This window comes from Arthrobacter globiformis, from assembly GCF_030818015.1.
Lineage (GTDB): Bacteria > Actinomycetota > Actinomycetes > Actinomycetales > Micrococcaceae > Arthrobacter > Arthrobacter globiformis_C.
The window spans coordinates 2869071-2891245 of sequence record NZ_JAUSZX010000001.1 but is presented as its reverse complement, the minus strand read 5'-3'; the positions used below and the strand labels follow the sequence as shown (position 1 = coordinate 2891245).

General features: G+C 66.9%; 25 protein-coding genes. 11 read left to right on the top strand and 14 right to left on the bottom strand.

Features of this window, described 5'->3' with window-relative positions:
• Nucleotides 1-3: 3 nt before the first annotated feature.
• Nucleotides 4-2634 carry an aminopeptidase N gene (gene pepN / locus QFZ23_RS13495; protein WP_306923652.1) on the top strand — a complete coding sequence of 877 codons (2631 nt, stop codon included), beginning with the start codon at nucleotides 4-6 and terminating at the stop codon, nucleotides 2632-2634.
• Here the strand turns inward: pepN and QFZ23_RS13490 are convergent.
• The 5 genes from QFZ23_RS13490 to QFZ23_RS13470 all read right to left on the bottom strand — a co-directional run bounded on the left by QFZ23_RS13490 (nucleotide 2631) and on the right by QFZ23_RS13470 (nucleotide 6651).
• A complete protein-coding gene (locus QFZ23_RS13490; RefSeq protein ID WP_306923650.1) occupies nucleotides 2631-3725 on the bottom strand; it encodes a lipoate--protein ligase family protein in 1095 nt (364 codons plus the stop codon). The two genes, pepN and QFZ23_RS13490, sit on opposite strands and share 4 nt — an antisense overlap.
• A gap of 82 nt (nucleotides 3726-3807) precedes the next feature.
• Nucleotides 3808-4065 carry a type B 50S ribosomal protein L31 gene (locus tag QFZ23_RS13485; protein WP_003802336.1) on the bottom strand — a complete coding sequence of 86 codons (258 nt, stop codon included), beginning with the start codon at nucleotides 4063-4065 and terminating at the stop codon, nucleotides 3808-3810.
• 167 nt (nucleotides 4066-4232) lie between these two features.
• On the bottom strand, nucleotides 4233-5042 hold the full coding sequence (locus QFZ23_RS13480; RefSeq protein ID WP_306923645.1) for a TrmH family RNA methyltransferase: 810 nt from the start codon (nucleotides 5040-5042) through the stop codon (nucleotides 4233-4235).
• A gap of 19 nt (nucleotides 5043-5061) precedes the next feature.
• Entirely contained in the window at nucleotides 5062-5847 is a 786-nt protein-coding gene (locus QFZ23_RS13475; protein WP_306923643.1) for a sulfite exporter TauE/SafE family protein, read from the bottom strand.
• A gap of 18 nt (nucleotides 5848-5865) precedes the next feature.
• Nucleotides 5866-6651: an ABC transporter ATP-binding protein gene (locus QFZ23_RS13470; protein ID WP_306923641.1), complete on the bottom strand. Its 786-nt coding sequence runs from the start codon at nucleotides 6649-6651 to the stop codon at nucleotides 5866-5868.
• A 91-nt stretch (nucleotides 6652-6742) separates the two neighbouring features.
• On the opposite strand from QFZ23_RS13470, the gene QFZ23_RS13465 reads away from it, so the two are divergent.
• A complete protein-coding gene (locus QFZ23_RS13465) occupies nucleotides 6743-7105 on the top strand; it encodes an ArsR/SmtB family transcription factor (protein ID WP_306923639.1) in 363 nt (120 codons plus the stop codon).
• A complete protein-coding gene (locus QFZ23_RS13460) occupies nucleotides 7102-8208 on the top strand; it encodes a cation diffusion facilitator family transporter (RefSeq protein WP_306923638.1) in 1107 nt (368 codons plus the stop codon). The genes QFZ23_RS13465 and QFZ23_RS13460 overlap by 4 nt, the downstream gene beginning before the upstream one ends.
• Before the next feature lie 13 nt (nucleotides 8209-8221).
• Here the strand turns inward: QFZ23_RS13460 and QFZ23_RS13455 are convergent, their stop codons facing one another.
• Nucleotides 8222-8932: a phosphatase PAP2 family protein gene (locus QFZ23_RS13455; protein ID WP_306923636.1), complete on the bottom strand. Its 711-nt coding sequence runs from the start codon at nucleotides 8930-8932 to the stop codon at nucleotides 8222-8224.
• A gap of 168 nt (nucleotides 8933-9100) precedes the next feature.
• Between QFZ23_RS13455 and serB the strand changes: the two genes are divergently transcribed.
• The gene (serB, locus tag QFZ23_RS13450) at nucleotides 9101-10006 is read left to right on the top strand and encodes a phosphoserine phosphatase SerB (RefSeq protein WP_306923634.1); all 906 of its coding nucleotides are present in this window, start codon (nucleotides 9101-9103) and stop codon (nucleotides 10004-10006) included.
• A 10-nt stretch (nucleotides 10007-10016) separates the two neighbouring features.
• Here the strand turns inward: serB and QFZ23_RS13445 are convergent, their stop codons facing one another.
• The 3 genes from QFZ23_RS13445 to QFZ23_RS13435 form a co-directional block, all read right to left on the bottom strand.
• Nucleotides 10017-10877, bottom strand: a complete 861-nt coding sequence (locus QFZ23_RS13445; RefSeq protein ID WP_306923631.1) for a VOC family protein — start codon at nucleotides 10875-10877, stop codon at nucleotides 10017-10019.
• A 145-nt stretch (nucleotides 10878-11022) separates the two neighbouring features.
• Nucleotides 11023-11775, bottom strand: a complete 753-nt coding sequence (locus QFZ23_RS13440; protein ID WP_306923629.1) for an SDR family oxidoreductase — start codon at nucleotides 11773-11775, stop codon at nucleotides 11023-11025.
• Nucleotides 11776-11931: 156 nt separating this feature from the next.
• Nucleotides 11932-12657, bottom strand: a complete 726-nt coding sequence (locus tag QFZ23_RS13435) for a beta-ketoacyl-ACP reductase (protein ID WP_306923628.1) — start codon at nucleotides 12655-12657, stop codon at nucleotides 11932-11934.
• 139 nt (nucleotides 12658-12796) lie between these two features.
• On the opposite strand from QFZ23_RS13435, the gene QFZ23_RS13430 reads away from it, so the two are divergent.
• Genes QFZ23_RS13430 through QFZ23_RS13415 form a run of 4 tightly spaced genes read left to right on the top strand, consistent with a single transcriptional unit; the run spans nucleotide 12797 to nucleotide 14857 of the window.
• Nucleotides 12797-13243 carry a DUF3099 domain-containing protein gene (locus tag QFZ23_RS13430; RefSeq protein WP_373427881.1) on the top strand — a complete coding sequence of 149 codons (447 nt, stop codon included), beginning with the start codon at nucleotides 12797-12799 and terminating at the stop codon, nucleotides 13241-13243.
• A complete protein-coding gene (locus QFZ23_RS13425) occupies nucleotides 13240-13500 on the top strand; it encodes a hypothetical protein (RefSeq protein WP_306923625.1) in 261 nt (86 codons plus the stop codon). Before QFZ23_RS13430 ends, QFZ23_RS13425 begins: the two co-directional genes overlap by 4 nt.
• The gene (locus QFZ23_RS13420) at nucleotides 13501-14373 is read left to right on the top strand and encodes an SURF1 family cytochrome oxidase biogenesis protein (protein ID WP_306923624.1); all 873 of its coding nucleotides are present in this window, start codon (nucleotides 13501-13503) and stop codon (nucleotides 14371-14373) included.
• Nucleotides 14357-14857, top strand: a complete 501-nt coding sequence (locus QFZ23_RS13415) for a YbaK/EbsC family protein (protein WP_306923623.1) — start codon at nucleotides 14357-14359, stop codon at nucleotides 14855-14857. The genes QFZ23_RS13420 and QFZ23_RS13415 overlap by 17 nt, the downstream gene beginning before the upstream one ends.
• Nucleotides 14858-14929: 72 nt before the next feature.
• Here QFZ23_RS13415 and QFZ23_RS13410 read toward each other — a convergent pair whose 3' ends face one another.
• From QFZ23_RS13410 to QFZ23_RS13395, 4 genes are all read right to left on the bottom strand, one after another.
• Complete coding sequence (locus QFZ23_RS13410; RefSeq protein ID WP_306923622.1) at nucleotides 14930-15508, bottom strand: dihydrofolate reductase family protein; 579 nt, start codon at nucleotides 15506-15508, stop codon at nucleotides 14930-14932.
• 350 nt (nucleotides 15509-15858) lie between these two features.
• Nucleotides 15859-15993: a hypothetical protein gene (locus QFZ23_RS13405; protein ID WP_306923620.1), complete on the bottom strand. Its 135-nt coding sequence runs from the start codon at nucleotides 15991-15993 to the stop codon at nucleotides 15859-15861.
• Nucleotides 15990-17003 carry a DUF222 domain-containing protein gene (locus QFZ23_RS13400; RefSeq protein WP_306923617.1) on the bottom strand — a complete coding sequence of 338 codons (1014 nt, stop codon included), beginning with the start codon at nucleotides 17001-17003 and terminating at the stop codon, nucleotides 15990-15992. The genes QFZ23_RS13405 and QFZ23_RS13400 overlap by 4 nt, the downstream gene beginning before the upstream one ends.
• A gap of 88 nt (nucleotides 17004-17091) precedes the next feature.
• Nucleotides 17092-18690, bottom strand: a complete 1599-nt coding sequence (locus tag QFZ23_RS13395; protein ID WP_306923616.1) for an ABC-F family ATP-binding cassette domain-containing protein — start codon at nucleotides 18688-18690, stop codon at nucleotides 17092-17094.
• 291 nt (nucleotides 18691-18981) lie between these two features.
• On the opposite strand from QFZ23_RS13395, the gene QFZ23_RS13390 reads away from it, so the two are divergent.
• Genes QFZ23_RS13390 through QFZ23_RS13380 form a run of 3 tightly spaced genes read left to right on the top strand, consistent with a single transcriptional unit; the run spans nucleotide 18982 to nucleotide 20998 of the window.
• Nucleotides 18982-19656, top strand: a complete 675-nt coding sequence (locus QFZ23_RS13390; protein ID WP_306923615.1) for a biotin transporter BioY — start codon at nucleotides 18982-18984, stop codon at nucleotides 19654-19656.
• Entirely contained in the window at nucleotides 19653-20378 is a 726-nt protein-coding gene (locus QFZ23_RS13385) for an energy-coupling factor ABC transporter ATP-binding protein (protein WP_306923612.1), read from the top strand. The genes QFZ23_RS13390 and QFZ23_RS13385 overlap by 4 nt, the downstream gene beginning before the upstream one ends.
• Nucleotides 20375-20998 (top strand): energy-coupling factor transporter transmembrane component T family protein, encoded by a 624-nt coding sequence (locus tag QFZ23_RS13380; RefSeq protein WP_306923611.1) that lies wholly within the window; start codon nucleotides 20375-20377, stop codon nucleotides 20996-20998. Before QFZ23_RS13385 ends, QFZ23_RS13380 begins: the two co-directional genes overlap by 4 nt.
• Before the next feature lie 27 nt (nucleotides 20999-21025).
• Here QFZ23_RS13380 and QFZ23_RS13375 read toward each other — a convergent pair whose 3' ends face one another.
• Nucleotides 21026-22054, bottom strand: a complete 1029-nt coding sequence (locus QFZ23_RS13375; RefSeq protein WP_306926848.1) for a LacI family DNA-binding transcriptional regulator — start codon at nucleotides 22052-22054, stop codon at nucleotides 21026-21028.
• Nucleotides 22055-22175 lie beyond the last annotated feature (121 nt).

Genomic DNA, 22175 nt, shown 5'->3' with positions numbered 1-22175 from the left:
TGGGTGCCGAACCAGAATCTCCAGCGCAGCGAAGCGGCAGAGCGGTCCGCCCTGATCACCACCCACAGCTACGACGTCTCGCTCGACGTCCGCAGCGCACGGGATCCCGAGGCCGCGGGGTACACCAGCCGCAGCACCATCGCCTTCTCGGCAGCGAAGCCGGGAGCATCCACCTTCCTGGACTTCATCGCCGGGGACGTGCGCAGCGTGGTCCTCAACGGCGTCGAGCTGCCCGTCCCTGACGTGGTGGACGGCGCACGGATCCGGTTGGACAACCTGCAGGCCGAGAACAAGGTGACGGTCACCGGAACTGCCCTCTACAGCAGCTCGGGCGAGGGCATGCACCGGTTCTTCGACCCGGCCGACGGCCAGTGCTACCTCTACACCCAGTACGAGCCGGCCGATGCCCGCCGGGTCTTCGCGAACTTCGAACAGCCCGACCTCAAGGCCCGGTTCACCTTCTCCGTCACCGCCCCGGCCGGCTGGGAGGTGGCCTCCAACGGCGCCGAGGCAGCGCGCCTTCCTTTGGCGGAGGACTCCGCCGCGGCCCGCTGGGACTTCGCTCCCACCCTGCCCATGTCCACCTACATCACCTCGGTGCTGGCCGGGCCCTACTTCAAGGCCGAGGACCACTGGAGCAGGACGGACGACGGCGGGACCCGCCTTGACGTGCCGCTGGCACTTTACTGCCGGGCCTCCATGGCGCCCTCGTTCGATGCCGCCGAGCTGTTCAGGCTCACCAAGCAGGGACTGGAATTCTTCAACCAACTGTTTGACTACCCCTATCCGTGGGGCAAGTACGACCAGGCGTTCGTGCCCGAATACAACCTGGGCGCGATGGAAAACCCCGGCCTGGTCACCTTCACGGAAAACTACGTGTTCACTTCGCGGGCCGCCGATTCCCAGTACCAGGGCCGGGCCAACACCCTGCTGCATGAGATGGCGCACATGTGGTTCGGCGACCTCGTGACCATGCACTGGTGGGACGACCTGTGGCTGAAGGAATCCTTCGCGGACTACATGGGCACCCTCGGCGTGGACCGCGCGACGGACTGGGACACAGCCTGGGTCAACTTCGCGAACAATCGCAAGGCCTGGGCCTACGTCCAGGACCAGCTGCCCACCACCCACCCCATCGTCGCAGACATCCCGGACCTCGAGGCGGCCAAGCAGAACTTCGACGGCATCACGTACGCGAAGGGCGCCTCCGTCCTCAAACAGCTCGTGGCGTACGTCGGCTTCGACGCCTTCATTGCCGGGTCCCGGCAGTACTTCAGGGACCACGAGTACGGCAACACCACGCTGGCGGACCTGCTCGGCGCCCTGGCCGGTTCCTCGGGACGGGACCTCACCACCTGGGCTAGGCAGTGGCTCCGGACGTCCGGCATCTCAACGCTGAGCGCCGAACTGGAGACAGCTGAAACGGCTGACCGCACGGCCATTCTCGAGCGGGTCACGCTGCTGCAGGACGCCCCCGATCCCGTCACCGGGCAGCAGGAGCCACGCCCGCACCGGCTGCGCATCGGGCTGTACAACTTCGACGCTGCCGGCATGCTGGTCCGGACTGATTCCGTGGAGACCGACCTGGCCGGCGGGGCCGAGCAAATCACGGCCCTGTCCGGGAAGGCCCGCCCGGCGCTGCTCCTGGTCAATGACGAGGACCTCAGCTATGCCAAGGTCCGGCTGGACCCCGTTTCCGAGGCCACCGTGCGCGCCTCACTGGACCGGATCAGCGATCCCATGGCCCGCGCCCTGTGCTGGTCCGCGCTGTGGAACTCGGCCCGGGACGGCATTGTGCCCGCTTCACAGTACGTGGACGCCGTTCTCCGGTTTGCTTCCGCCGAGTCCGGGATCGGCGTGCTGGTGAACATCCTGGGCAACGCCACCATGGCCCTTGAACAGTACGTGCCGGCCACGGAACGCGAGGGCCTGCGGAAGTCCTTTGCCGAGGGCGCGGCACGGGAACTGTACGCGGCGGAGCCCGGTTCCGACCAGCAGCTTTCCTGGGCCAGGACCCTCGCCACGGTCAGCCGGACCGAGGGCAGCCAGGCGGCGCTGCTCCGCGGGCTGCTGGATGGCAGCGAGCGGGTGCCCGGGCTGGCCGTGGACGCGGAGCTCCGCTGGAGCCTGTGGCACGCGCTGGCGGCCCGGGGCCTGGCCACGGACCAGGAGCTCGACGCCGAGCTGGCCAGGGACACCACGGCCTCGGGACGGGCAGGCCATGCCACGGCGCTGGCGGCCAGGCCTGAGGCGGCGGTCAAGGCCGCGGCCTGGGAAGCAGCGGTCCGCGGGACGGGGCTCTCCAACCAGCTGCTCAGCGCGACGATCGCAGGGTTCAACACAGCCTCCGAAGAACTCCTGGACCCGTTTGTGGAGCCCTACTTCGAATGCCTGCAAAAGGTGTGGGCGGAGCGGAGCATCGAAATCGCGAGCCGGATCGTCCGCGGGCTCTACCCCGGGGTCCGGGACCTGGGCCCGGCCGGGAACCCGGAGGACCATCCCGTGCTGGCACGCACCGACCACTGGCTCTCAGAACACGCGGACGCCCCGCGTGCCCTGCGCCGGATCATCATCGAACAGCGCAGCCACCTGCATCGTTCGCTGGCCGCCCAGGCTCTCTCGGCCGGATGTTAAGGCACCCGGTGCAGCCACGCGTCCGTGCCGAACTTTGATGCGACACGTTCACGGGCGGTTTCCAGTTCCAGCGCCGTGATCTCCGACGGAGTGGCCCCGTAGCGTTCGGTGAACACTTCCATCATGGCCGCCACGATCTCGGCCCGGGCCAGGCCTGTCTGGCGGCGCAGCGGGTCCACGCGTTTCTTGGCGCTGGTGGTTCCCTTGTCCGAGAGCTTTTCCTTGCCGATGCGGAGCACGTCCACCATCTTGTCGGCGTCGATGTCGTAGCTCATGGTCACATGGTGGAGCATGCCGCCGTTGGCCAGCCGCTTCTGGGCCGCCCCGCCGATCTTGCCCTGGCCGGTGGCGATGTCGTTGAGCGGGACGTAGAAGGCGTCGATGCCGAGCTTCTTCAGGGCGGCCATGACCCACGCGTCGAGGAACGCGTAGGAGTCGGCGAAGCTGATGCCGTCCACGAGGGTCTGCGGCAGGTAGAGCGAGTACGTGATGCAGTTGCCCGCCTCCATGAACATCGCTCCTCCGCCGCTGATGCGCCGGACCACGGTAATGCCGTGCCGGGACACGCCCTCGGGATGTACCTCATTGCGGTAGGACTGGAAGCTGCCGATCACCACCGACGGTTCCTCCCAGTCCCAGAAGCGAATGGTGGGGTTGCGGCGGCCGGCGCCGACCTCCTCGGTGAGCACCTCGTCCAGCGCCACATTGAGGTGGGTGGGCAGCACGCTGGGTACGATGATGTTCCAGTGATGGTCCGTCCATGCGGTGGCCTTGGCCAGCGCCCTGCGGACGGCGATGGCCACGGCGTCGGCCGAGAACCCGAACAGCACCGCGTCCTCCGGGAGTGAAGCCTCCACAGCGGCGGCGATGTCGGCCGCCGTCGAACTTTCCGGCAGGCCTCCCAAGGCGCCGTTGATGGCCAGGAGGGCCTCATCAGGTTCGAGGAAGAAGTCGCCGCTGACGGAAACGTCCGCCAAGACGCCGTCCTCGACATCGAGGTCCACCACCACGAGCTTGCCGCCCGGGACCTTGTACTCACCGTGCAGCCCCGCGGCCGCTTCTCCCCTTGCAGATATTGGCGTGGCAGTCATGCCTTCCATCCTGCCCCACAAACGCGAAAAGCCCGCACCGTTGCCGGTGCGGGCTTTACAAAGAACCTTGGGGAGAAGTGACTTACTTCTTGCCGCCGAAGCCCTTGAAGCGAGCGTTGAAGCGCTCGACGCGGCCAGCGGAGTCCATGATGCGCTGCTTGCCCGTGTAGAACGGGTGGGACTCGGAGGAGATTTCGACGTCGATGACCGGGTAGGTGTTGCCGTCTTCCCACTCGATGGTCTTCGAGGAAGACACGGTGGAGCGGGTCAGGAACTTCGTGCCGGAGGCCAGGTCGTTGAAAACAACAGCTTCGTACTTCGGGTGGATATCAGACTTCATAATGGGACCTTTTGTTCACGCAGCTGGATTTTGCCAGTTGCCAGGTATGAATGGGATGGCTTCCATCCGTGCTTCGGCCGGCCAAAAGGCCAGCGAAAAACACAGTGGAACCAGCTATCAATCATAGCGGATGGTGGAGGATCTAACGAACCCGCCGCTCCGCGTGCTCAGGCCCGCGGCCGCAGCTCCCAGAATGCGACGGCGGACGCCGCCGCCACGTTGAGTGAGTCCACGCCCGCGCGCATCGGGATCTTGACGGCGAGGTCGACGGCGGCAAGCGTGTCCGCGCTCATGCCGGCACCTTCCGTACCCAGCACCAGGGCGAGCCGCTCGGGGTTTCTTGCTGCCAGCTCGTCCAGGTCCACGGCGTCGTCGGTGAGCTCCATGGCTGCCACCGTGAACCCCTGCTCCTTGAGGAGGGTCAGGTCCTGCGGCCAGCTGTCCAGCCTGGCCCACGGCACCTGGAAGACGGTGCCCATGCTGACGCGGACGCTGCGGCGGTACAGCGGATCGCCACAGCGGGGTGAGACCAGGACGGCGTCGACGTCGAGCGCCGCAGCCGACCGGAAGATTGCCCCCACGTTGGTGTGGTCCACGATGTCCTCGAGGACTGCCACGCGCCGGGCGCCTGCCAGCAGTTCCGGCAGCGGGACCGGCGCCGGGCGGTGCATGGCTGCCATGGCCCCGCGGTGCAGGTGGAACCCGGTGATTTCCTCCAGGAGGCCGGCGCTGCCGATGTACGCGGGAACGTCAGGGTACTGCTCGAAGATGTCCGCAAGGTCCGGAAGCCATTTCTCGGCGAGGAAAAAGGACCGCGGCCGGTGCCCGGCTGCGAGGGCGCGCCGGAGTACCCGGGAGGATTCGGCGATGTACATGCCCTCGGCGGGTTCGCGGAGTTTCCGGAGGTGCACGTCCGTCAGCTGGGTGTAGTCGGCGACGCGCGGATCCGCGGCAGACTCGAGATAGTGGAAAGTCACCGGCCAGTCATTTCAGTAATCATTTGAGCAGGTTCGCGACCAGGAAGCCGAGCGCCACCAGGCCGAGGGCAAAGATGACGCCGCGCAGTACGGGCGGGGACAGTCTGCGGCCCACTTTGGCGCCAACGAGGCCGCCGATGAGGGAACTGACAGCGATGATGGCCACCACTGCCCAGTTGATCCGGTCGAAGGCAAACAGCAGGTAGGAGGCGGCGGCAATCAGGTTGACGCCGAGCACCAGGACGTTTTTCATGGCGTTGGCGTTCTGGATGGTGCCCGTCATGAACACGCCGAGGATGCCCACCAGCAGGATTCCCTGTGCCGCGACGAAGTATCCGCCATACACACCGGCGAGGAAGACGAGGACCACCAGCAATACACCGTGGTGCTTGTCCCGGAGGGCGTGCTCGGGGTTTTCCTCTCGGTTCCGCACCCACCGCTGAAGCCTGGGCTGGAACACCACCATCAGCAGGGCCAGGACAATGAGCACTGGCGCCGCGTAGTGGAAGACCTTCTCCGGCAAATGGAGCAGGAGCCAGGCTCCGCTGATGCCGCCCAGCAGGGAAGCCGGCAGCAGCCGCAGGAGCTGCCGGCCTCGGCCCTTCAGTTCCCGGCGGTAACCCCACGCGCCCGCCGCGCCACCGGCGACGAGGCCCATGGCATTGCTCATGGAGGCCGTCACCGGTGCGATGCCCAGGGCGATCAGCACCGGGAAGGTGACAAGGGTTCCGGACCCGACGACGCTGTTGATGGTGCCCGCCCAGAGGCCGGCGAAGAACACAAGGATGCCGCTGAAAAACTCCACGCTGTGCCGGCCGCTCCGCTAGCGGCGGGCGGTTGCGGTGTAACGGCCGGCGTTTACTGAAACGTCCAGGGCCAGGCCGAACGTCTCGCTCAGGTTGTCCGAGGTGAGGACATCTTCGACCGGCCCGGCAGCCACCACTTCGCCGTCGCGCATGAGCATGGCGTGGGTGAAGCCCGGCGGGACTTCCTCAAGATGGTGGGTGACCAGCACGATCGCCGGGGCGTCCTCGTCCATGGCCAGCTGGCTGAGGCGGTGCACAAGGTCCTCGCGGCCGCCAAGGTCGAGGCCGGCGGCGGGCTCATCGAGCAGCAGCAGCTCGGGGTCGGTCATGAGCGCGCGGGCGATCTGCACGCGCTTGCGTTCACCCTCAGAAAGCGTGGAGAACTTGCGGTTCAGGAGCGGGCCCATGCCCCAGTCGTTCAGGAGGGCGAAGGCGCGGCGTTCGTCGTCCTTCTCGTACCCTTCGCGCCACCGGCCGGTCACCCCGTAGGCTGCGGTGACCACGACGTTGAGCACCTTCTCGTATTCGGGGATCTGGTTGGCCAGGGCGGCCGACGAGAGCCCGATCCGTGGCCGCAGTTCGAAGACGTCAACCTTTCCGAGGCTTTCGTCCAGGATGCCGGCGATGCCGCTGGTGGGATGCAGCCGTGCCGCGGCGATCTGCAGCAGAGTGGTCTTGCCGGCGCCGTTGGGGCCGAGGATGACCCACCGCTCGCCCTCCCTGACCTGCCAGTCCACCTTGCTCAGGAGCGTCTTGGCTCCGCGCACAACGCTGACGGCGGCCATTTCAAGAACATCACTCATAGAAGTAGACACTAGGACAAAACACGTCCCGACTGATAACCGGTACCGACGGCCGCCAGTGGACCGTCCGCCTGTATGAAAAGATATGCGTATGAACGCAGATAAGCAGGCTTGCGGGCTCGACGTCGACAGCCAGTACGTGGAGCTCGCGGTGGAGATTTTCGCCATGCTGGCAGACGCCACAAGGGTGCGGATCATCCTGGCCTTGCGCGAGGGTGAGATGGCCGTGGGGGCTTTGGCCGAGGCGGTGGGAAAGTCACCGGCGGCCGTGTCCCAGCACCTGGCCAAAATGCGGCTAGCGCGCATGGTTTCCACGCGCCAGGACGGGACCAGGGTCCTCTACCGGCTCGAAAACGAGCACGCACGCCAGCTCGTTGCTGATGCAATCTTCCAGGCCGAACATGCGCTCGGCGGGCAGCCTGCCCACCACCGCATGAAGGGAACCGCATCATGAGCGACCGGACTCGGACCACCGGAGTGCCAGCGGGCGGAAGCGCACCGGACCACCACCGGCACGACCACTCGCACGATCACAGGCACGATGACGCACATGGCCACGGCCACGAGCATGAGGGGCATCACCCACACGGCCACGGGCACACGCATCACAAGGGGCTCAAGGGCTGGCTTTTCGAGCTGTTCGTCCCGCACACCCATGACGCGGCCGACTCGGTTGATGATGCCCTGGAGGCCAGCGCGCAGGGCATCAGGGCGCTGAAAATCAGCCTGTTCATGCTGCTCGGGACGACCGTCCTGCAGTTCCTGGTCGTCCTGGTGAGCAGCTCGGTTGCCTTGCTGGCCGACACGATTCACAACTTTTCCGACGCCCTGACCGCCGTTCCCCTGTGGGTGGCGTTCGTCCTGGGGCGCCGCGCGGCCACCCGCCGCTACACCTATGGCTTCGGCCGGGCGGAGGATCTGGCAGGGCTGTTCATCGTGGCCGTCGTCGCTCTTTCGGCAGTAATGGCTGCCTGGCAGTCGGCGGAACGGCTGATCCACCCGCAGGTGCCCCAGAATCTGGGCTGGGTCATGGGCGCAGGGCTGATCGGCTTTGCCGGAAACGAGGCAGTGGCGATGTACCGCATCAGGATCGGGCGCCGGATCGGCTCGGCTGCGCTGGTGGCCGACGGCGTTCATGCGCGGATGGATGGCTTCACATCCCTGGCCGTAGTGCTCGGCGCCGGCGGCGTCATGCTCGGCTTCCCACTGGCGGACCCGATTGTTGGCCTGCTGATCTCGGCGGCCATCATCATCCTGCTCTGGGGAACTGTCCGCAGCATCGGCCGCCGGCTGATGGACGGCATCGAGCCCGAACTCGTGGACCGCGCCCGCCGCACGCTTGAGGGCACGCCTGGCGTCTTTGACGTCAAGCGCGTGCAGCTGCGGTGGGTGGGGCACCGCCTCCAAGGCGCGGCGACCATCGCCCTAGACGACGACGCCAGTCTTTGGCTGGCTGAACAGACCCTGCACGAGGCGAGGCACCGGCTCCGCCACGCCCTGCCCAAACTCGACGAGATGGTGCTGACGCCGACGGCTGCAGGTACCCGAGCGTCCTAGCCTTCATGGGTTCTTAAGTCTTGGCACGGTTCTTCGAAGAACCGTGCCGGGCTGCGTCCGTGAACACCGCAACCGCTGCAACAGCCAGCGCCACCCCGAAGGAAGCCACGATGTCGGTAAGCCAGTGGTAGCCCAAATACAGGCGGCTTAAGCCAACCAGCGCTGTGACTGCAAAGGCCGCGGAGAACCCAAGCACCGCCGTCGTACGCGTCCCCGACCGTGACAATACGAGGTAGGCGAGCACAACCGTGAACACGCCGATCCCCACCGTGTGCCCCGAGGGAAACGAGAGGGCGTCATCCGGGCCGAGCAGGAAATCAGAAGCGGGCGGGCGGGACCGGCTGACGAATTGCTTGATGAGGGTGGTCAGCACCACGGCCAACAGTATGGCCCCCATGAGCACGGCCGGGCGCCACAACTCGCGCTTCCAGACAGCCCACGCCAGGGCAAACGCCGCGCCGATGACGCCCAGCATTTCCGGCGATGTCACGGTGGTCACTGCCGCCAACAACGCCGTGGCGGCAGGATTGCGCGAATCCACTATCAGGCTGTGCACAGGAACGTCCATCGCCGCCAGCCCCGAGTCAGACTGGACGGCAGCGAACATGAGCCAGAAAACAGCGTCACCGGCCACCAGGAGAGCCCCGGCCCAGCAAAAAAGCACCTCCCGCGGCGCCCTCAGCAGGGGCGTCGGGCGCAGGCGGGCAATCAGGGCAAAGAGCATCGGACCATTCTGCCCGACCGGCCTCCCGGTTGGCCGGACGTTTGCTGGGAGCCGGCTGGGGGCCGCCGCTATGCACTGGATGCCAGGCAGCGCATGCCAGCCGCGGATGCCATGGCTGGATGCCGAACGGATTCGGGAGGCGGCGCTGCGCTGGATAAGATTGCAGCCATGACTTCGAACGTGACTGCGGTCAGCTATGGCCTGAAACTGTCCCCCTCGGAACCGGAAAACCTGCGGTCACTGCTGGCGGACTCCGGCGCCACCTTCAAAGAGGCCTCCAGCACAGGGGACGGACGCTTCGACGTCTGCACCGTGGACTTTTCCGTGCCTTCGGGCTCCGTCGCAGACATCGCCGGCCTGCGGCACACGATTGCCGCCGCGAAGGAAAACGCGGAGCGCACCGGCGTGGACACGGCCATCGTCCCCGCGGAACTGCGGAGGGCGCAGCGCAAACTGCTCGTCATGGACGTCGACTCCACCCTCATCCAGCAGGAGGTCATCGAACTCCTCGCCGCCTACGCCGGAAAGCGCGACGAAGTCGCGGCCGTCACGGAAGCCGCTATGCGCGGTGAACTCGACTTCGCGCAAAGCCTGCACGCCCGCGTGGCCGTCCTCGCAGGGCTGCCGGCTGCCGTCGTCGACTCCGTCCGCGCGGAAGTGAAGCTGAGCGAAGGAGCTGCCGAGCTGGTGGCCGCGTTCAAGGCCGCAGGCCATGCCGTGGCGGTGGTGTCCGGCGGCTTCAACCAGATCCTGCGCCCCATCGCCGAGGACCTCGGCATGGACTACTGGATCGCCAACGAGCTGGAGATCGTTGACGGGGCCCTGACCGGCAAGGTCCTCGGCGCCGTGATCGACCGCGCCGCCAAGGAAAAATACCTCCGCGAATGGGCAGCCGCCGAGGGCATCGCGCTGGAGCACACCATCGCGGTGGGCGACGGCGCGAACGACCTGGACATGCTCGGCGCCGCGGGGATCGGGGTGGCTTTCAACGCCAAGCCCGCCGTCCGCGCCGTGGCCGACGCCGCCATCAACATGCCGTACCTCGACGCGGTGCGGCACATCGCTGGAGTCTGAACGACCGGAACTAGAAGCCCGACGGCGGAGTGAACTGGCTTGCGGTGAAAACAGCCCCGCCGGGGTCCCTGATCAGGGCGGTCCGTGTCCACTCGGTGTCGTCCTGCCCCAGGACGTGGCCGCCGAGGCGCTCTGCCTCCTGGACCGCCCGGTCCCGGTCCGCCACGGTGAAGGTGACATGCCAGTGCGGCCGCTCGCCCGGGGCCACCGGTGCAAGCCAGCCCACTGCGTCCTCGAAGCCGGCCGGGACCGCGTCACCCGATTGCCGGGTCCTGATGCCGGGGTCGATGGTTGCCTCCAGATGGTCGCCGTACCCGGGGCGGCGGATCATGATGCCGAAGTCAAGGCGGTCGAACTGCCAGCCGAAGGCCCTGGCGTAGAAGTCCGCGGCAGCATCCGTGTCCGCTGTGTGGAGGTCGCTGAAGTTCCAGCCACCCGGCAGGTTGACCGCCTGGGCGCCCGGCCGCTCCCCGGGCTGCCAGATGCGGAACTCGGCTCCCTCTGGATCGGCCAGCGCGGCCCGCACGCCTCCAACGCCCGTATCGGCAGGAGCCGATTTCAGGGTTGCACCCGCCGAGAGCAGGTGACGAACCGCGGCGTCCGCATCCTCGACCGCGATGTACGTGTTCCAGGCGGGGACGCCGTGGATGCCGGCGCCGAAACCGGTGATGGCGCCCGTCTCCTGGCCGCCGAGCCGGGCGACCGCGTAACTGCCAGTTTCCCCGGGCGGCGCCGAACCGGCGTAGAACTCCCAACCGAACAGTCCCCCGTAGAACCTCAAGGCTGCTTCCACGTCGGGCTGCTGGCTGTCCACCCAGCACGGCACGCCGGCCGGATAGCTCCGCTTCGTTACTGCTGCATCCTCTGCCATGGCTATGACCCTAGGCGCCCCGGGCCGCCCGGACAACGCCTGCGCGGCCTGATTTGGGTGCTAGCGCCGGGGCAGCGAAGGCCCGGCGCTGTTGCACCGGGCCTTCGTGTCAAGGAACCGCGTCAGGCACCCGCGGAGAGAGTGACTAGCCGGCGTTCTTGCCGAAGTAGTCCGCGCCGCCGGCGTATTCCGTGTGGCCGGACTCGACATCCGCGGTGGCCATGCTGGCAACCACTGCGGCGAACTCCTCGACGGAGTACAGCTTGCCGGCCTCGGCGCGGCGGGCCTCGATGGCGCCCGGGTTTGAACGGTCCAACAGCGTGGCGGTTACGGTTCCCTCGATCATGTCGCCGGACACGACCACCAGGGAGATGCCCTTGTCCGCAAGGTTCGGCAGGAGCTCGCGCAGGGCGTCTTCACCGGCGCGCTTGCTGCGGGCAACAGGCTCGTACTCGGGCATGGTGGCGACCGAGTTGATGAAGTGGGCCTGGTGGCTGGTCACGAAGACGACCCGGGAGCCTTCCTTCATGAGGGGCACGGCGGCGTTGAGCATGTTGACCTGGGCGTCGCGGTTGAGCTTGAGGGCGTAGCCCTCCTCCATGCCGGTTTCCATGCCGCCCGAGGCGTTGAGGACCAGGACGTCGAGCGAGCCGAAGTTTTCCATGGCGGCGCTGGCCAGCGCCTGCACGCCTTCGAGGGTGGTCAGGTCCGCGCCAACGGCAACTGCACGGCCGCCGTCGGCCTCGATTCCTGCCACCACTTTGTTGGCGCGCGGCGCCTTCTGGCGGTAGTTAACGACGACGGCGGCGCCCTCGCCGGCGAGGATCTTGGCAACTTCGGCGCCGATGCCGCGCGAAGAACCGGTGACGATGGCTGTCTTGTTGTCCAGCTGTCCCATGTGGGCTCCCTTGTCTAAAGCTTTATCTTTGTTCAAAACGTCTAATAGCTGATGGCCTGCATTCCATCATGCCAGCGGGCGCGCCGGTTTCCTTTGTCGGAACGCGACAAAGAAGGTGCCGGCCCGCCCGTTGATATTGTTGGCGCCAGAGGCGGCCTAGTGCCCCATGCCGAGCCCGCCGTCGACCGGAATGACGGCGCCCGAAATGTAGGCGGCCTCATCGCTGGAGATCCAGCGCACCACGTTGGCCACCTCGGAGGCATCAGCGAAGCGTCCGGCGGGGATGCTGGACAGGTAATCCTTCTGGGTTGCCTCCGGCAGCTCTGCCGTCATGTCCGTGTTGATGAACCCGGGCGCCACCACGTTGGCCGTGATCCCCCGCGAACCGAGCTCGCGGGTCAGGGAGCGGGCAATGCCGACGAGCCCGGCCTTGGAGGCGGAGTAGTTGATCTGCCCCGGTGCGCCGTAGAGGCCCGAGACCGAGGAGATGAGCACCACGCGGCCCCTGCGCAGCCGGATCATGCCCTTCGAGGCGCGCTTGATGACGCGGAACGCGCCGGTCAGGTTGGTGTCGATGACGGACGTGAAGTCGTCCTCGCTCATGCGCAGCAGCAACGTGTCCTTGGTGATGCCAGCGTTGGCCACCAGAACCTCGACGGGGCCGTGGGCGGCCTCAACCTCGGTGAATGCAGCGTCAACGGAGGCTTCGTCGGTCACGTCGGCCTTGACCCCCAGGATGCCCTCCGGCAGCTTCGATTCGCTGCGGTACGTCACGGCCACCTTGTCGCCGTTGGCCAGGAATGCCTCCGCGATGGCCAGGCCAATGCCGCGGTTTCCGCCGGTGATGAGGACGCTGCGGGCCGTGGTTGCTGCTTCAGACATGTGTGCTCCGGATTTCCGCGGAGCCTCGCTCCGCTGTGGTGGCTGGATTTTTAACTGCCTCCGATCTTATCGCCCGATTGGGAGCGACCTTCGGATGGTGAGAGAATTGTGGTAGCCATTGGAGCGTGATGAGACAGTCGTGACAACTGAACCCCAACCCGGACAGCAGACGCCCGGGAAGCGTGAAGCAGCCGCCGGCCATCCGGAAGTAATCAGCATCACGGACGCCGCCGCAGCGCATTCCGAAGACATGCGGGAGCGCATGATCAAGTACGCCCTCGCCATGGGTATCCGCATGGTGTGCCTGATCCTGATCTTCGTGGTGGACGGCTGGTTCAAGTTGGTTGCCGTGGCGGGCGCGGTATTCCTGCCGTGGGTCGCTGTTGTGATCGCCAACGGTTCGGACAAGGCGGAGATCCACAGCGATGCGCTGCTCGATTACACGCCGTACGCCGAGCTGGGAGCGGCCGACGACTCCGGGACTGCGGAAGGCGCCGACACCGCGGATGAACCGGCGGTGCTCCAGGGCGAACTCATTGCTGATGACGAAGAAGACGACGACGGCCGGGGACAGAAAGCTTCATGAACATTTTCAACCTGGGTGGCGGCAGCGGTGATCTTGCCGGACCGGCATCCGCGGCCACGTGCTCCCGCAAAGCCTGCCGGGCCGACGCGTCCTGGCAGCTGCTGTGGAACAATCCCAAGATCCACACGCCTGACCGCCGCAAGGTGTGGCTGGCGTGCGGTGAGCACAAGGCGTGGCTGGAGGATTACCTGCAGACGCGCGGCCTTTGGAAGGAGACCGTGCCGCTCGAGGCCGCAGAGACCGGCGGGAACAGCTGAATGTACAAGTTCCTGTTTTCCAGCAAGTGGCTGGGCTACCTCCTGCTGGCCGCGATCTTCGCCACCGGCTGCGTGTTCCTTGGCCGCTGGCAGATGGATCGCCGGGCGGAGACCCTGGCGGAAATTCAGCGGGTAACGTCGAATTACTCGGCAACTCCCATCACCTTTGATCAGGCCCGCGCTGAATTCAACCAGCTGGATCCGTCCAGGGAATGGACCCAGGTCAAGCTCCAGGGCAGCTATGACGTCGACGGGCAGCGGATCGTTCGTAACCGGCCCCTGAACGGGCAGCCCGGGTATGAAGTGGTGGTGCCGTTCAAGCTCGTGTCGGGCGAGACAGTGGTGATTGACCGCGGCTGGCTACCGATCGGCAACAAGACCCCCGGCCGGCCGGACTCCATTCCGGCGCCGCCGTCCGGGCAGATCACGGCAGTAGTGCGGCTCAAGCACAGCGAACCCACGCTCCAGCGCGGCGCTCCGGAGGGCCAGCTCGCCTCCATTGACCTGCCCACTTACGCCGCCGAGCTCGGCTATCCGCTCCTGACAGGGGCCTACGGGCAGCTCGCGTCAGAGACGCCACCGGTGGCCGACATGCCACAGCCGTTCCCCATGCCCTCGGTGGACGAGGGAACGCACCTGTCCTACTCGCTGCAGTGGTTTGCCTTCGGCGTCCTCATGTTCGTGGGCTTTGGTTACGCTGCCCGGCAGCAGGCACGCAACGCCGCGATGGATGCCGAGGACGCCGAGGCGTTGGACGGCGAGCCTGCCCACACCGCCGCGGGAGCCCGCCGTCGTCCGCCGGCGCCCCGGAAGCGCAGGCGGCCGACGGCTGAAGAAGAGGAAGACGCGATCCTGGATGCCCAAGGCTACTGACGACCGGGGTGCGGATATCCTTGCCGACCCGGTGGCCAACGTGCGCCGCGCTCTTACCGCCGCAGGCGCCCGCGACACAGTCACGGTTCTTCCCGGTGCGGTTCCGACGGCGGCCGCCGCGGCTGACGCGCTCGGCTGCGACGTTGCGGCAATCACCAACAGCCTGGTGTTCGAAGTGGACGGTACTCCCCTGCTGATCCTCGCCAGCGGCGCCGCGAAAGTGGACGTCGGGCTGGTCGCCTCCCAGCTGGGCACCGGACGGATCCGCCGCGCGGCCCCGGATTTCGTGCTGCACCACACCGGCCAGGAGGTGGGCGGCGTTGCGCCGGTGGGCCATCCTGCCAAGATCCGCACCCTGCTGGATGCCTCGCTCGAAGAGCACCCAACGCTCTGGGCCGGAGCCGGCGACCATCACTCCATGTTCTCCATCAGCTACGGCGAGCTGCAGCGCATCACGGACGCCCACGCATTACGCGTGCGGTGAGTGCCGCCGGGGGCCGGCTCAATCCTTTGGCGTCGTGAGCGGAAGTAGGTGTTGCGTCCGGTTGCCTTCAATTCAGACATGCAGGGTGGGCCGGTAGATGAGCTCTTGGGTGTGGCCATCGAGCGTCCGGGTTTCGATCAGCTCGAGGTCGAAGTCGGCCGCGCCACGGAAGATCGGCTCCGCCCCGGTCTGGCCGGTGATCACGGGGAAGACAGTCACCTGGACGCGGTCCACCAGACCGGCGGCCATCAGTGCCCGGTTCATCGACAGGCTGCCGTGGGAGCGCAGCGGCACTGCTGACTCTTCCTTGAGCCGGGCGACGACGTCCACCGCGTCGCCACTCGCGACAGCTGCGTCCGGCCAGTCGAGCGGTTCTTGCAGCGTGGTCGACACCACCGTTGCCGGCAGGTTCCTCATCCGTGCGACCCAGGGGTCACGGACCTCGGACTCCTCGGTGCTTGCGGCCAGCATCTGCGCGAACGCCCGGTACGTGTTGGCCCCGAAGACCATTCGCTGCTCCTCGCCGTATAAGGCGAGGCGGTGCTCGAGCAGCTCGGGGCCTTGCTTGCCCCAGTAGCCGCCCCAGTTTCCGTTGTGGGAGCCGAAGCCGTCGAGGCTGGAAAAGATGTCGAAGGTGTAGGTAGCGCTCATGATGCTCTCCTCGAGTGCGGCTGATGGGGTTTGGGAATGCATATGTCACAGCGGGACGAGCTTAGCCACCGAAGCGGAGGCTGACCACCAGGCTGACTGCTGCGGTACGGCTCGAAGACAGCGAACCCCCGCTGCAGCGGCGCGCTGCTGGGCAGTTCACGTTCTTTATCAGATACGGCCAGCTGTGTCGCAATACAGACGCCCAGGCTCGGGTGCTGAGTGCTCGGGCCAGTTTCATTCGTGTTGGGGTCGTGAGCGGAAGTAGTTGTTGCGGTGGGGGTCGAGTTCTGGTGGGGGTTTGAACCAGGGGACTTCGGCGGTGACTTCGATGTGCCAGTGTTCCTTGTGGATCAAATGATGGTGGGGATGTGGGGCGGGAAGACCCGTGAGGCGCGGCCGATGTCCAGGATGCGGCCTTCGCTGCCGAGGACGACGGGGATGATGTCGGCGTCGCAGGCGATTTTGCGGATCGTGGCCGGGTTCACCGGGCCGGTGAACCCGAACAATGCGGTGCCGTCGCCGGTCCGGCCGGTATAAGCCGACCGGGGACCCCGCGCGCCCTGGGCCCACAGTGCTCCTTGTCGTTGGTGGAGTTCGCCGAGGAGGTCGCGGTAGTTGGTGCCGGGGTGCGGGGGTTGGTGGCGGTGTTCATGACGGTGGTGAGGGTTTCGAACTGTTCGGTGGTGGCGTAGATTTCCAGGTGCTGCAGGCCGTGTTTGGGGCGGCGGATGAAGGCGCCTTGGATTTGGCGGAGGGCTGCTTCGGAGGGTTCGGTCCCGTCCTGGTCGATGGCCTCGGTCCAGTGTTTGGTGACCCGGGTAAGGAAGTCGGCGTCGTTGTCGATGGCGGTGCGGGTCAGGGCGTGTTCCATCTCGGTGCTGAGGGCCGGGGTGGTGAGGTGCCGGGCCCGGTCCAGGGCCAGAGTGATGGTGGTCCCGGCGCGGGAGCTGATCTGGGCGGTGCTGATCGCGGCGGCGAGTTCTTCGTAGCGGGGAGGGAGCTGCTGGCCGCCGAAACCAGCCCGGGGCAGCACGGCGCCGGCCAGGCCGAGCCGGCGGCGGGCTTCGCCGGCCGGGATCCTCAGCCTCGCCTGCAGGAACTCGACAGTGTTGCGGGACCCGTCATCCCCCGGAGCCGGCTCGCCACCGGAGACGGCAGCGGTCGGGTCGAGGGGTGACGTCGCGCCGGTGAGCGCCCCGGTGCGGGCCCGGTCCACCGCGCCGGCGGCCACCACCTGCAGAAACTCCACGTGACGGGAGAGCCGCTCGACCCGGCCCGCGAAATCCGCGGCCTGCCCGAAACCCCACAACGCCGTGTCTTCGGCGGTGATCGCGCTGGAAGTCAGCAGATCAAGGCTGCGGTCCACCACGTCCGCCGCAGCAGGAAGGCTCTGAAGGGCGTTGGCGCCGGCAGTAGCCAACCCGTCGGCAGTAGCCAACCCACCGGCACCAGGCCATCCGGCCCGGTCTGCGGTGAACCCCCCAATGGCTTCCATGGAACCAGTCTGATCAGGGGGCCTGACCTTCAAGGCCTCAGCGAGGCCTGGCAGCGATAGCTGGCACACCGGCCAGCCCCCGGTGAAACTAGGCCAGCGTGATGAGGTCCAGGTAGTCCTCGTTCCAGAGGTCCTCAACGCCGTCGGGCAGCAGCACCACGCGCTCCGGGTTGAGGGCCTCAACGGCGCCTTCGTCGTGGCTGACCAGGACGACGGCGCCGGTGTAGTTGCGCAGTGCGCCCAGGATCTCGGCGCGGCTGGCAGGGTCGAGGTTGTTGGTGGGCTCGTCCAGGAGGAGAACGTTCGCGCTGGAGGCCACGATGGTGGCCAGCGCCAGACGGGTCTTCTCACCGCCGGAGAGCACTCCGGCGGGCTTGTCGACGTCGTCACCGGAGAACAGGAACGAGCCCAGGATGCCGCGGACCTCCGCGTCCTTCATATCCGGCGCAGAGGAACGCATGTTTTCGAGGACTGTCCGGTCGTGGTCCAGGGTTTCGTGTTCCTGGGCGTAGTAGCCCACCTTGAGTCCGTGCCCGGGAACGATGTCGCCGGTGTCCGGGCGGTCCACGCCGGCGAGCATCCGCAGCAGGGTGGTCTTGCCGGCACCGTTGAGGCCGAGGATGACCACCTTGGAGCCGCGGTCGATGGCGAGGTCCACGTCGGTGAAGATCTCCAGCGAACCGTAGGACTTGCTGAGGCCCTCGGCCGTGAGCGGGGTCTTGCCGCAGGGGGACGGGTCCGGGAAGCGCAATGCCGCCACGCGGTCGTTCTCGCGGACGGCCTCCAGGCCGCTGAGCAGCCGCTCGGCGCGCTTGGCCATGTTCTGCGCGGCGACGGCCTTGGTGGCCTTGGCGCGCATCTTGTTGGCCTGGTCCATCAGGACCTGGGCCTTCTTCTCGGCGTTGGCCCGTTCGCGCTTGCGGGCGCGTTCGTCGGTCTCGCGCTGCGTTAGGTAGCGCTTCCAGTCCATGTTGTAGAAATCGATCTGGGCGCGGTTGGCATCCAGCAGAAACACCTTGTTCACGGTTGCTTCCAGCAGTTCGGTGTCGTGGCTGATCACGATCAGCCCGCCCTGGTGGTTCTTCAGGAAGTCCCGGAGCCAGGAGATGGAATCTGCGTCCAGGTGGTTCGTGGGCTCATCCAGCAGCATGGTCTCTGCCCCGGAGTACAAAATCCGGGCAAGCTCCACGCGGCGGCGCTGGCCGCCGGAGAGCGTCTTCAGCGGCTGGTTCAGGATGCGGTCCGGCAACGCAAGGTTGGAGGAAATGGCCGCCGCTTCCGCTTCGGCCGCATAACCGCCGCCCGCGAGGAACTCGGATTCCAGCCGGTCGTACCGGTTCATGGCCTTGCGCTGGACTGCCGCGTCGTCACTGGCCATTTCCTCGTGGGCCTTCTTGAGCTTCCCGACGACGACATCCAGGCCGCGCGCGGACAGGATCCTGTCTCGGGCCAACTGTTCCATGTCCGGCGTGCGGGGGTCCTGCGGCAGGTAGCCGATCTCGCCGCTGCGGGTTACCTTGCCGGCGGCCGGGAGGCCCTCGCCGGCAAGAACGCGGGTCAGGGTAGTCTTACCGGCGCCATTGCGGCCAACCAGGCCGATCTTGTCACCCTTGTCGATGCGGAAGCTCACCTGGTCCATGAGCAGGCGGGCGCCGGCGCGCAGTTCAAGATCCTGGACGGTAATCAAAGCAGGTAAGGCCTTTCACAACAGGGAACGCCGCGGCACAACGAAAATGGAACCTAGTGGGTACCGGAGGTGTGGCCGAGAGAACGGCCCCTACAAGTCTACCGGCCGCAACAAGAGCACGTAACCGGACGCGTCGCCCGCCATTTGACCGGTGCGCAGGGCCGCCATTTGTGCCGTGGACCAAGCACCGGAGCCTCCGGCTTGTAGAAGACCCACAAAATACACCTTTTCCCGGGCCAGTAACGTCGAGACCAGCTGATAATTGTTTGTACCCTCTCGACAGGACCACCCATGACCCAGACCCATTCCGCCGGCACCCTGCAGCCGGCAAAGCGCAGCCGCTGGAACGCCACCGACCTCGGACTCATCGCCGTCTTCGCCGCGCTCGTGGCCGCGTCAGCCCTGGTTGCGGCCATCCCGGTGGGCGGCCTCGGCGTCCCCATTACGCTCCAGACGCTCGCCGTCATGCTGACCGGGCTCGCCCTCGGCCCCGGCCGCGCGTTCGCCGCCGTCGGCCTCCATACCCTGCTTGGGCTCGCCGGACTCCCCATTTTCAGCGGCGGCCGCAGCGGGCTGGGAATCCTGGCCGGACCGTCGGCCGGCTACATCATCGCGTTCCCCCTCGCCGCCGCGGCGGTGGGCTGGCTGGCCGCCGTCGTCATCCGCCGCACGGTGAAGTTCCGTGCCGTGTTCCTGTTCGCGGCCGCCATGGTTATCAGCATTGTGCTGATCCACGGCCTGGGCATCGCCGGCATGATGGTCAACGCCAAGCTGGACTTCTCCAAGGCCTTCCTGGCCGATCTGCCCTTCTACCCGGGTGACATCATCAAGAATGTCCTCGCGGTGGCGGTGGCCATCGCCCTGCACAAGGCCTTCCCCGACCTGCTGGTCCGCCGCGTCCGGCAGCTCCCGCAGAAGTCCACCACGGAGCAGCGCGCCACGCCGGAAGCCTCCGCACAGCAGTGAGCACCATCTCCCTCAGGAACGCAGGGGTCAGCGTGGCCGTCGACGGCCGCACAGACCCCAAAGTTCTGCTCCAGGACATATCACTGGAACTCACCGAGGAGCGCATCGGCGTGATCGGGGCCAACGGTTCCGGCAAGTCGACGCTCCTCCGAATGCTCAACGGCCTCGTTGCCCCCACGGCAGGGACAGTGACCGTCAACGGCGCCGACACGGTCCGCAATGTGCGCGCCGTGCGGCAGCAGGTGGGCTTCGTCTTCACCGATCCCCTCTCCCAGCTGGTCATGCCCACCGGGCGTGAGGATGTGGAGCTGTCCCTCCGGCGTTCGGTGCGGCACGGGAAGGAACGCCGGGAGCAGGCCACGGCCGCCCTGGACCGTTTCGGGCTGCTGCCGCTGGCTGACCAGAGCATCTATGAACTCTCCGGAGGCGAGCGGCAGCTCCTCGCCCTGGCTTCCGTGCTGGCGGTGGAACCTGACGTGCTCGTGCTCGATGAGCCCTCCACGCTGCTGGATCTCCGGAACCGCGAGCTGCTGCGCCGCACACTTTCTGGCCTTAGCCAGCAGATCGTCATGTCCACCCATGACCTGGAGCTGGCCCTGGACATGGACCGGATCCTGGTGGTCGAATCCGGACGGATAGCGTACGACGGCGGTGCTGCCGCCGCCGTCGAGCAATACCGCTCGCTTTCTGCCCGGAGCCTGTCAGGCGGGGACTTCCGGTGAGGGGACACGGCTTCCTGCTCGCCAACTACGTGCCCGGCACCTCCCTGATCCACCGCATGCCGCTGTGGCTGAAGTTCCTGCTCGTCCTGGCCTGCGGAATGGCCTCGTTCCTGATCGTCGACTGGCGGCTCGCCGCCGCGGCCCTCCTTGTGGTGTGCGTGCTGTTCCTGCTCAGCGGCGCCGGAGCGGTGCGCCTCTTCCGTGCGGTCCGGCCGCTGCTGCCCATCCTGCTAGTCATCGGCGCGTTCCAGTGGTGGCAGCTGGGCGGGCCTGTTGCCGCGCGGATCGTCCTGAACATCCTGCTGTGCGTCGTGGCCGCATCCCTGCTGACCGCCACAACGCCGCTGCACCGGCTGCTTGACGGCGTGGTTTCCCTGGCCCGCCCGTTCCGGCGCTTCGGCGCGGACCCCGAACGCTTTGCACTGACCATCGCCATCATGCTGCGGAGCATTCCCTTTATCGCCGGGGCATTCGCAGACGTCCGGGACTCTGCCCGGGCACGCGGCCTGGAACGAAACCCGAGGGCACTGGTCCTGCCGGTGTTCATCACCACTGTTGCCTATGCCCGCCACACGGGCGAAGCGCTGGCCGCCCGGGGCCTGGGCGAGCCGGAGGACTAGGAGCTTCCGGTTCTCAGCCCGCCTGGCTCAGCCTGCCGCTGACGACGGCGCCCGCTGGGCCGGCCCCGTCGACTGTCCTTCCTCGAAACGGCAGATCACCACAGCCTGGCGCATGGGGCCGCCCCGCTCCTCGAGCTGATCCACGAGCGTTTCGACGCCCATGCGTCCCAGCTCCGTGCTGGGCAGCGTGAGGACGGTCAGCCGAGGATCCGTCGTCGCGGCCCCGTCCGGCGTTGAGCCAATCAGCAGGACCGACATGTCGCCGGGCACGTCGATTCCGTGCTTGTCCAGGCCGTTGATGAAGCCGAACGACGCGTTGTCGTTCATGAGGATTACCGCCGTCGTGTCCGGGGCGGTTTCGAGCAGCCTTTCGGCGGCGCCCTGACCTGATATGGGCGATTCCTCGCACGAGATGTGGACGGATGCCAGCCCCCGGCGCTCCACTTCCGCGGCAAAGGTCGCCCGGCTCCGCACCACGGGGCCGTAGCCGCTGAGTGCATGCTCGGCCCCGCCGCTGTCAACGAAGCAGAACCGGCGGTGGCCCAGCCCCTCCAGGTAGGAGACGGCCTCGATCATGGAATTCTCAAAGTCGACGTCCGCATACGGCAGTTCCTCGGGGTGCCGCGTCCGTCCAATCAGGGCAAACGGCAACGTGGAACGCCGCAGCCGCTCCACCCGCGCATCGTCCAGCTGCACTTCCATGAGCAGGACACCGTCGATGAAGCCGCTCGAGATGAGCTCCTCAACCTCTTCGGCGTCGTTGCTGATGGGCCACAGCACAAGGTTGTACCCGAGGTCCTTCGCCGTCTGCGTGGCGCTGGTGAAGAACTTCACGGCGGTCTCGCTGAGCCGCCGCTGCAGCGCGGGGTACAGCAGCGCAATGATCCGGGTGCGCTTGCTGGCCAGCGCGCGCCCTAGGGCATTCCGGCGATAGCCAAGTTGCAGCATGGCCTCCTCAACCCTGGCGCGGGTGGCCGGGGCAACCGGTTTGGTGTCGTTGATGACAAACGACACCGTGGCGATCGAGACGTCCGCCAGCCTCGCAACGTCTCTCATGGTGGGCACGGCACGCCTCTTTCAGTTCAGACTCGGGAAACCGGACAGGACTCCAGTAAAGCGGTTAACTTTTTCCTTGACAACCCCTCGCCGCGGCATGCAGAGTTGTTTCGACATCCCC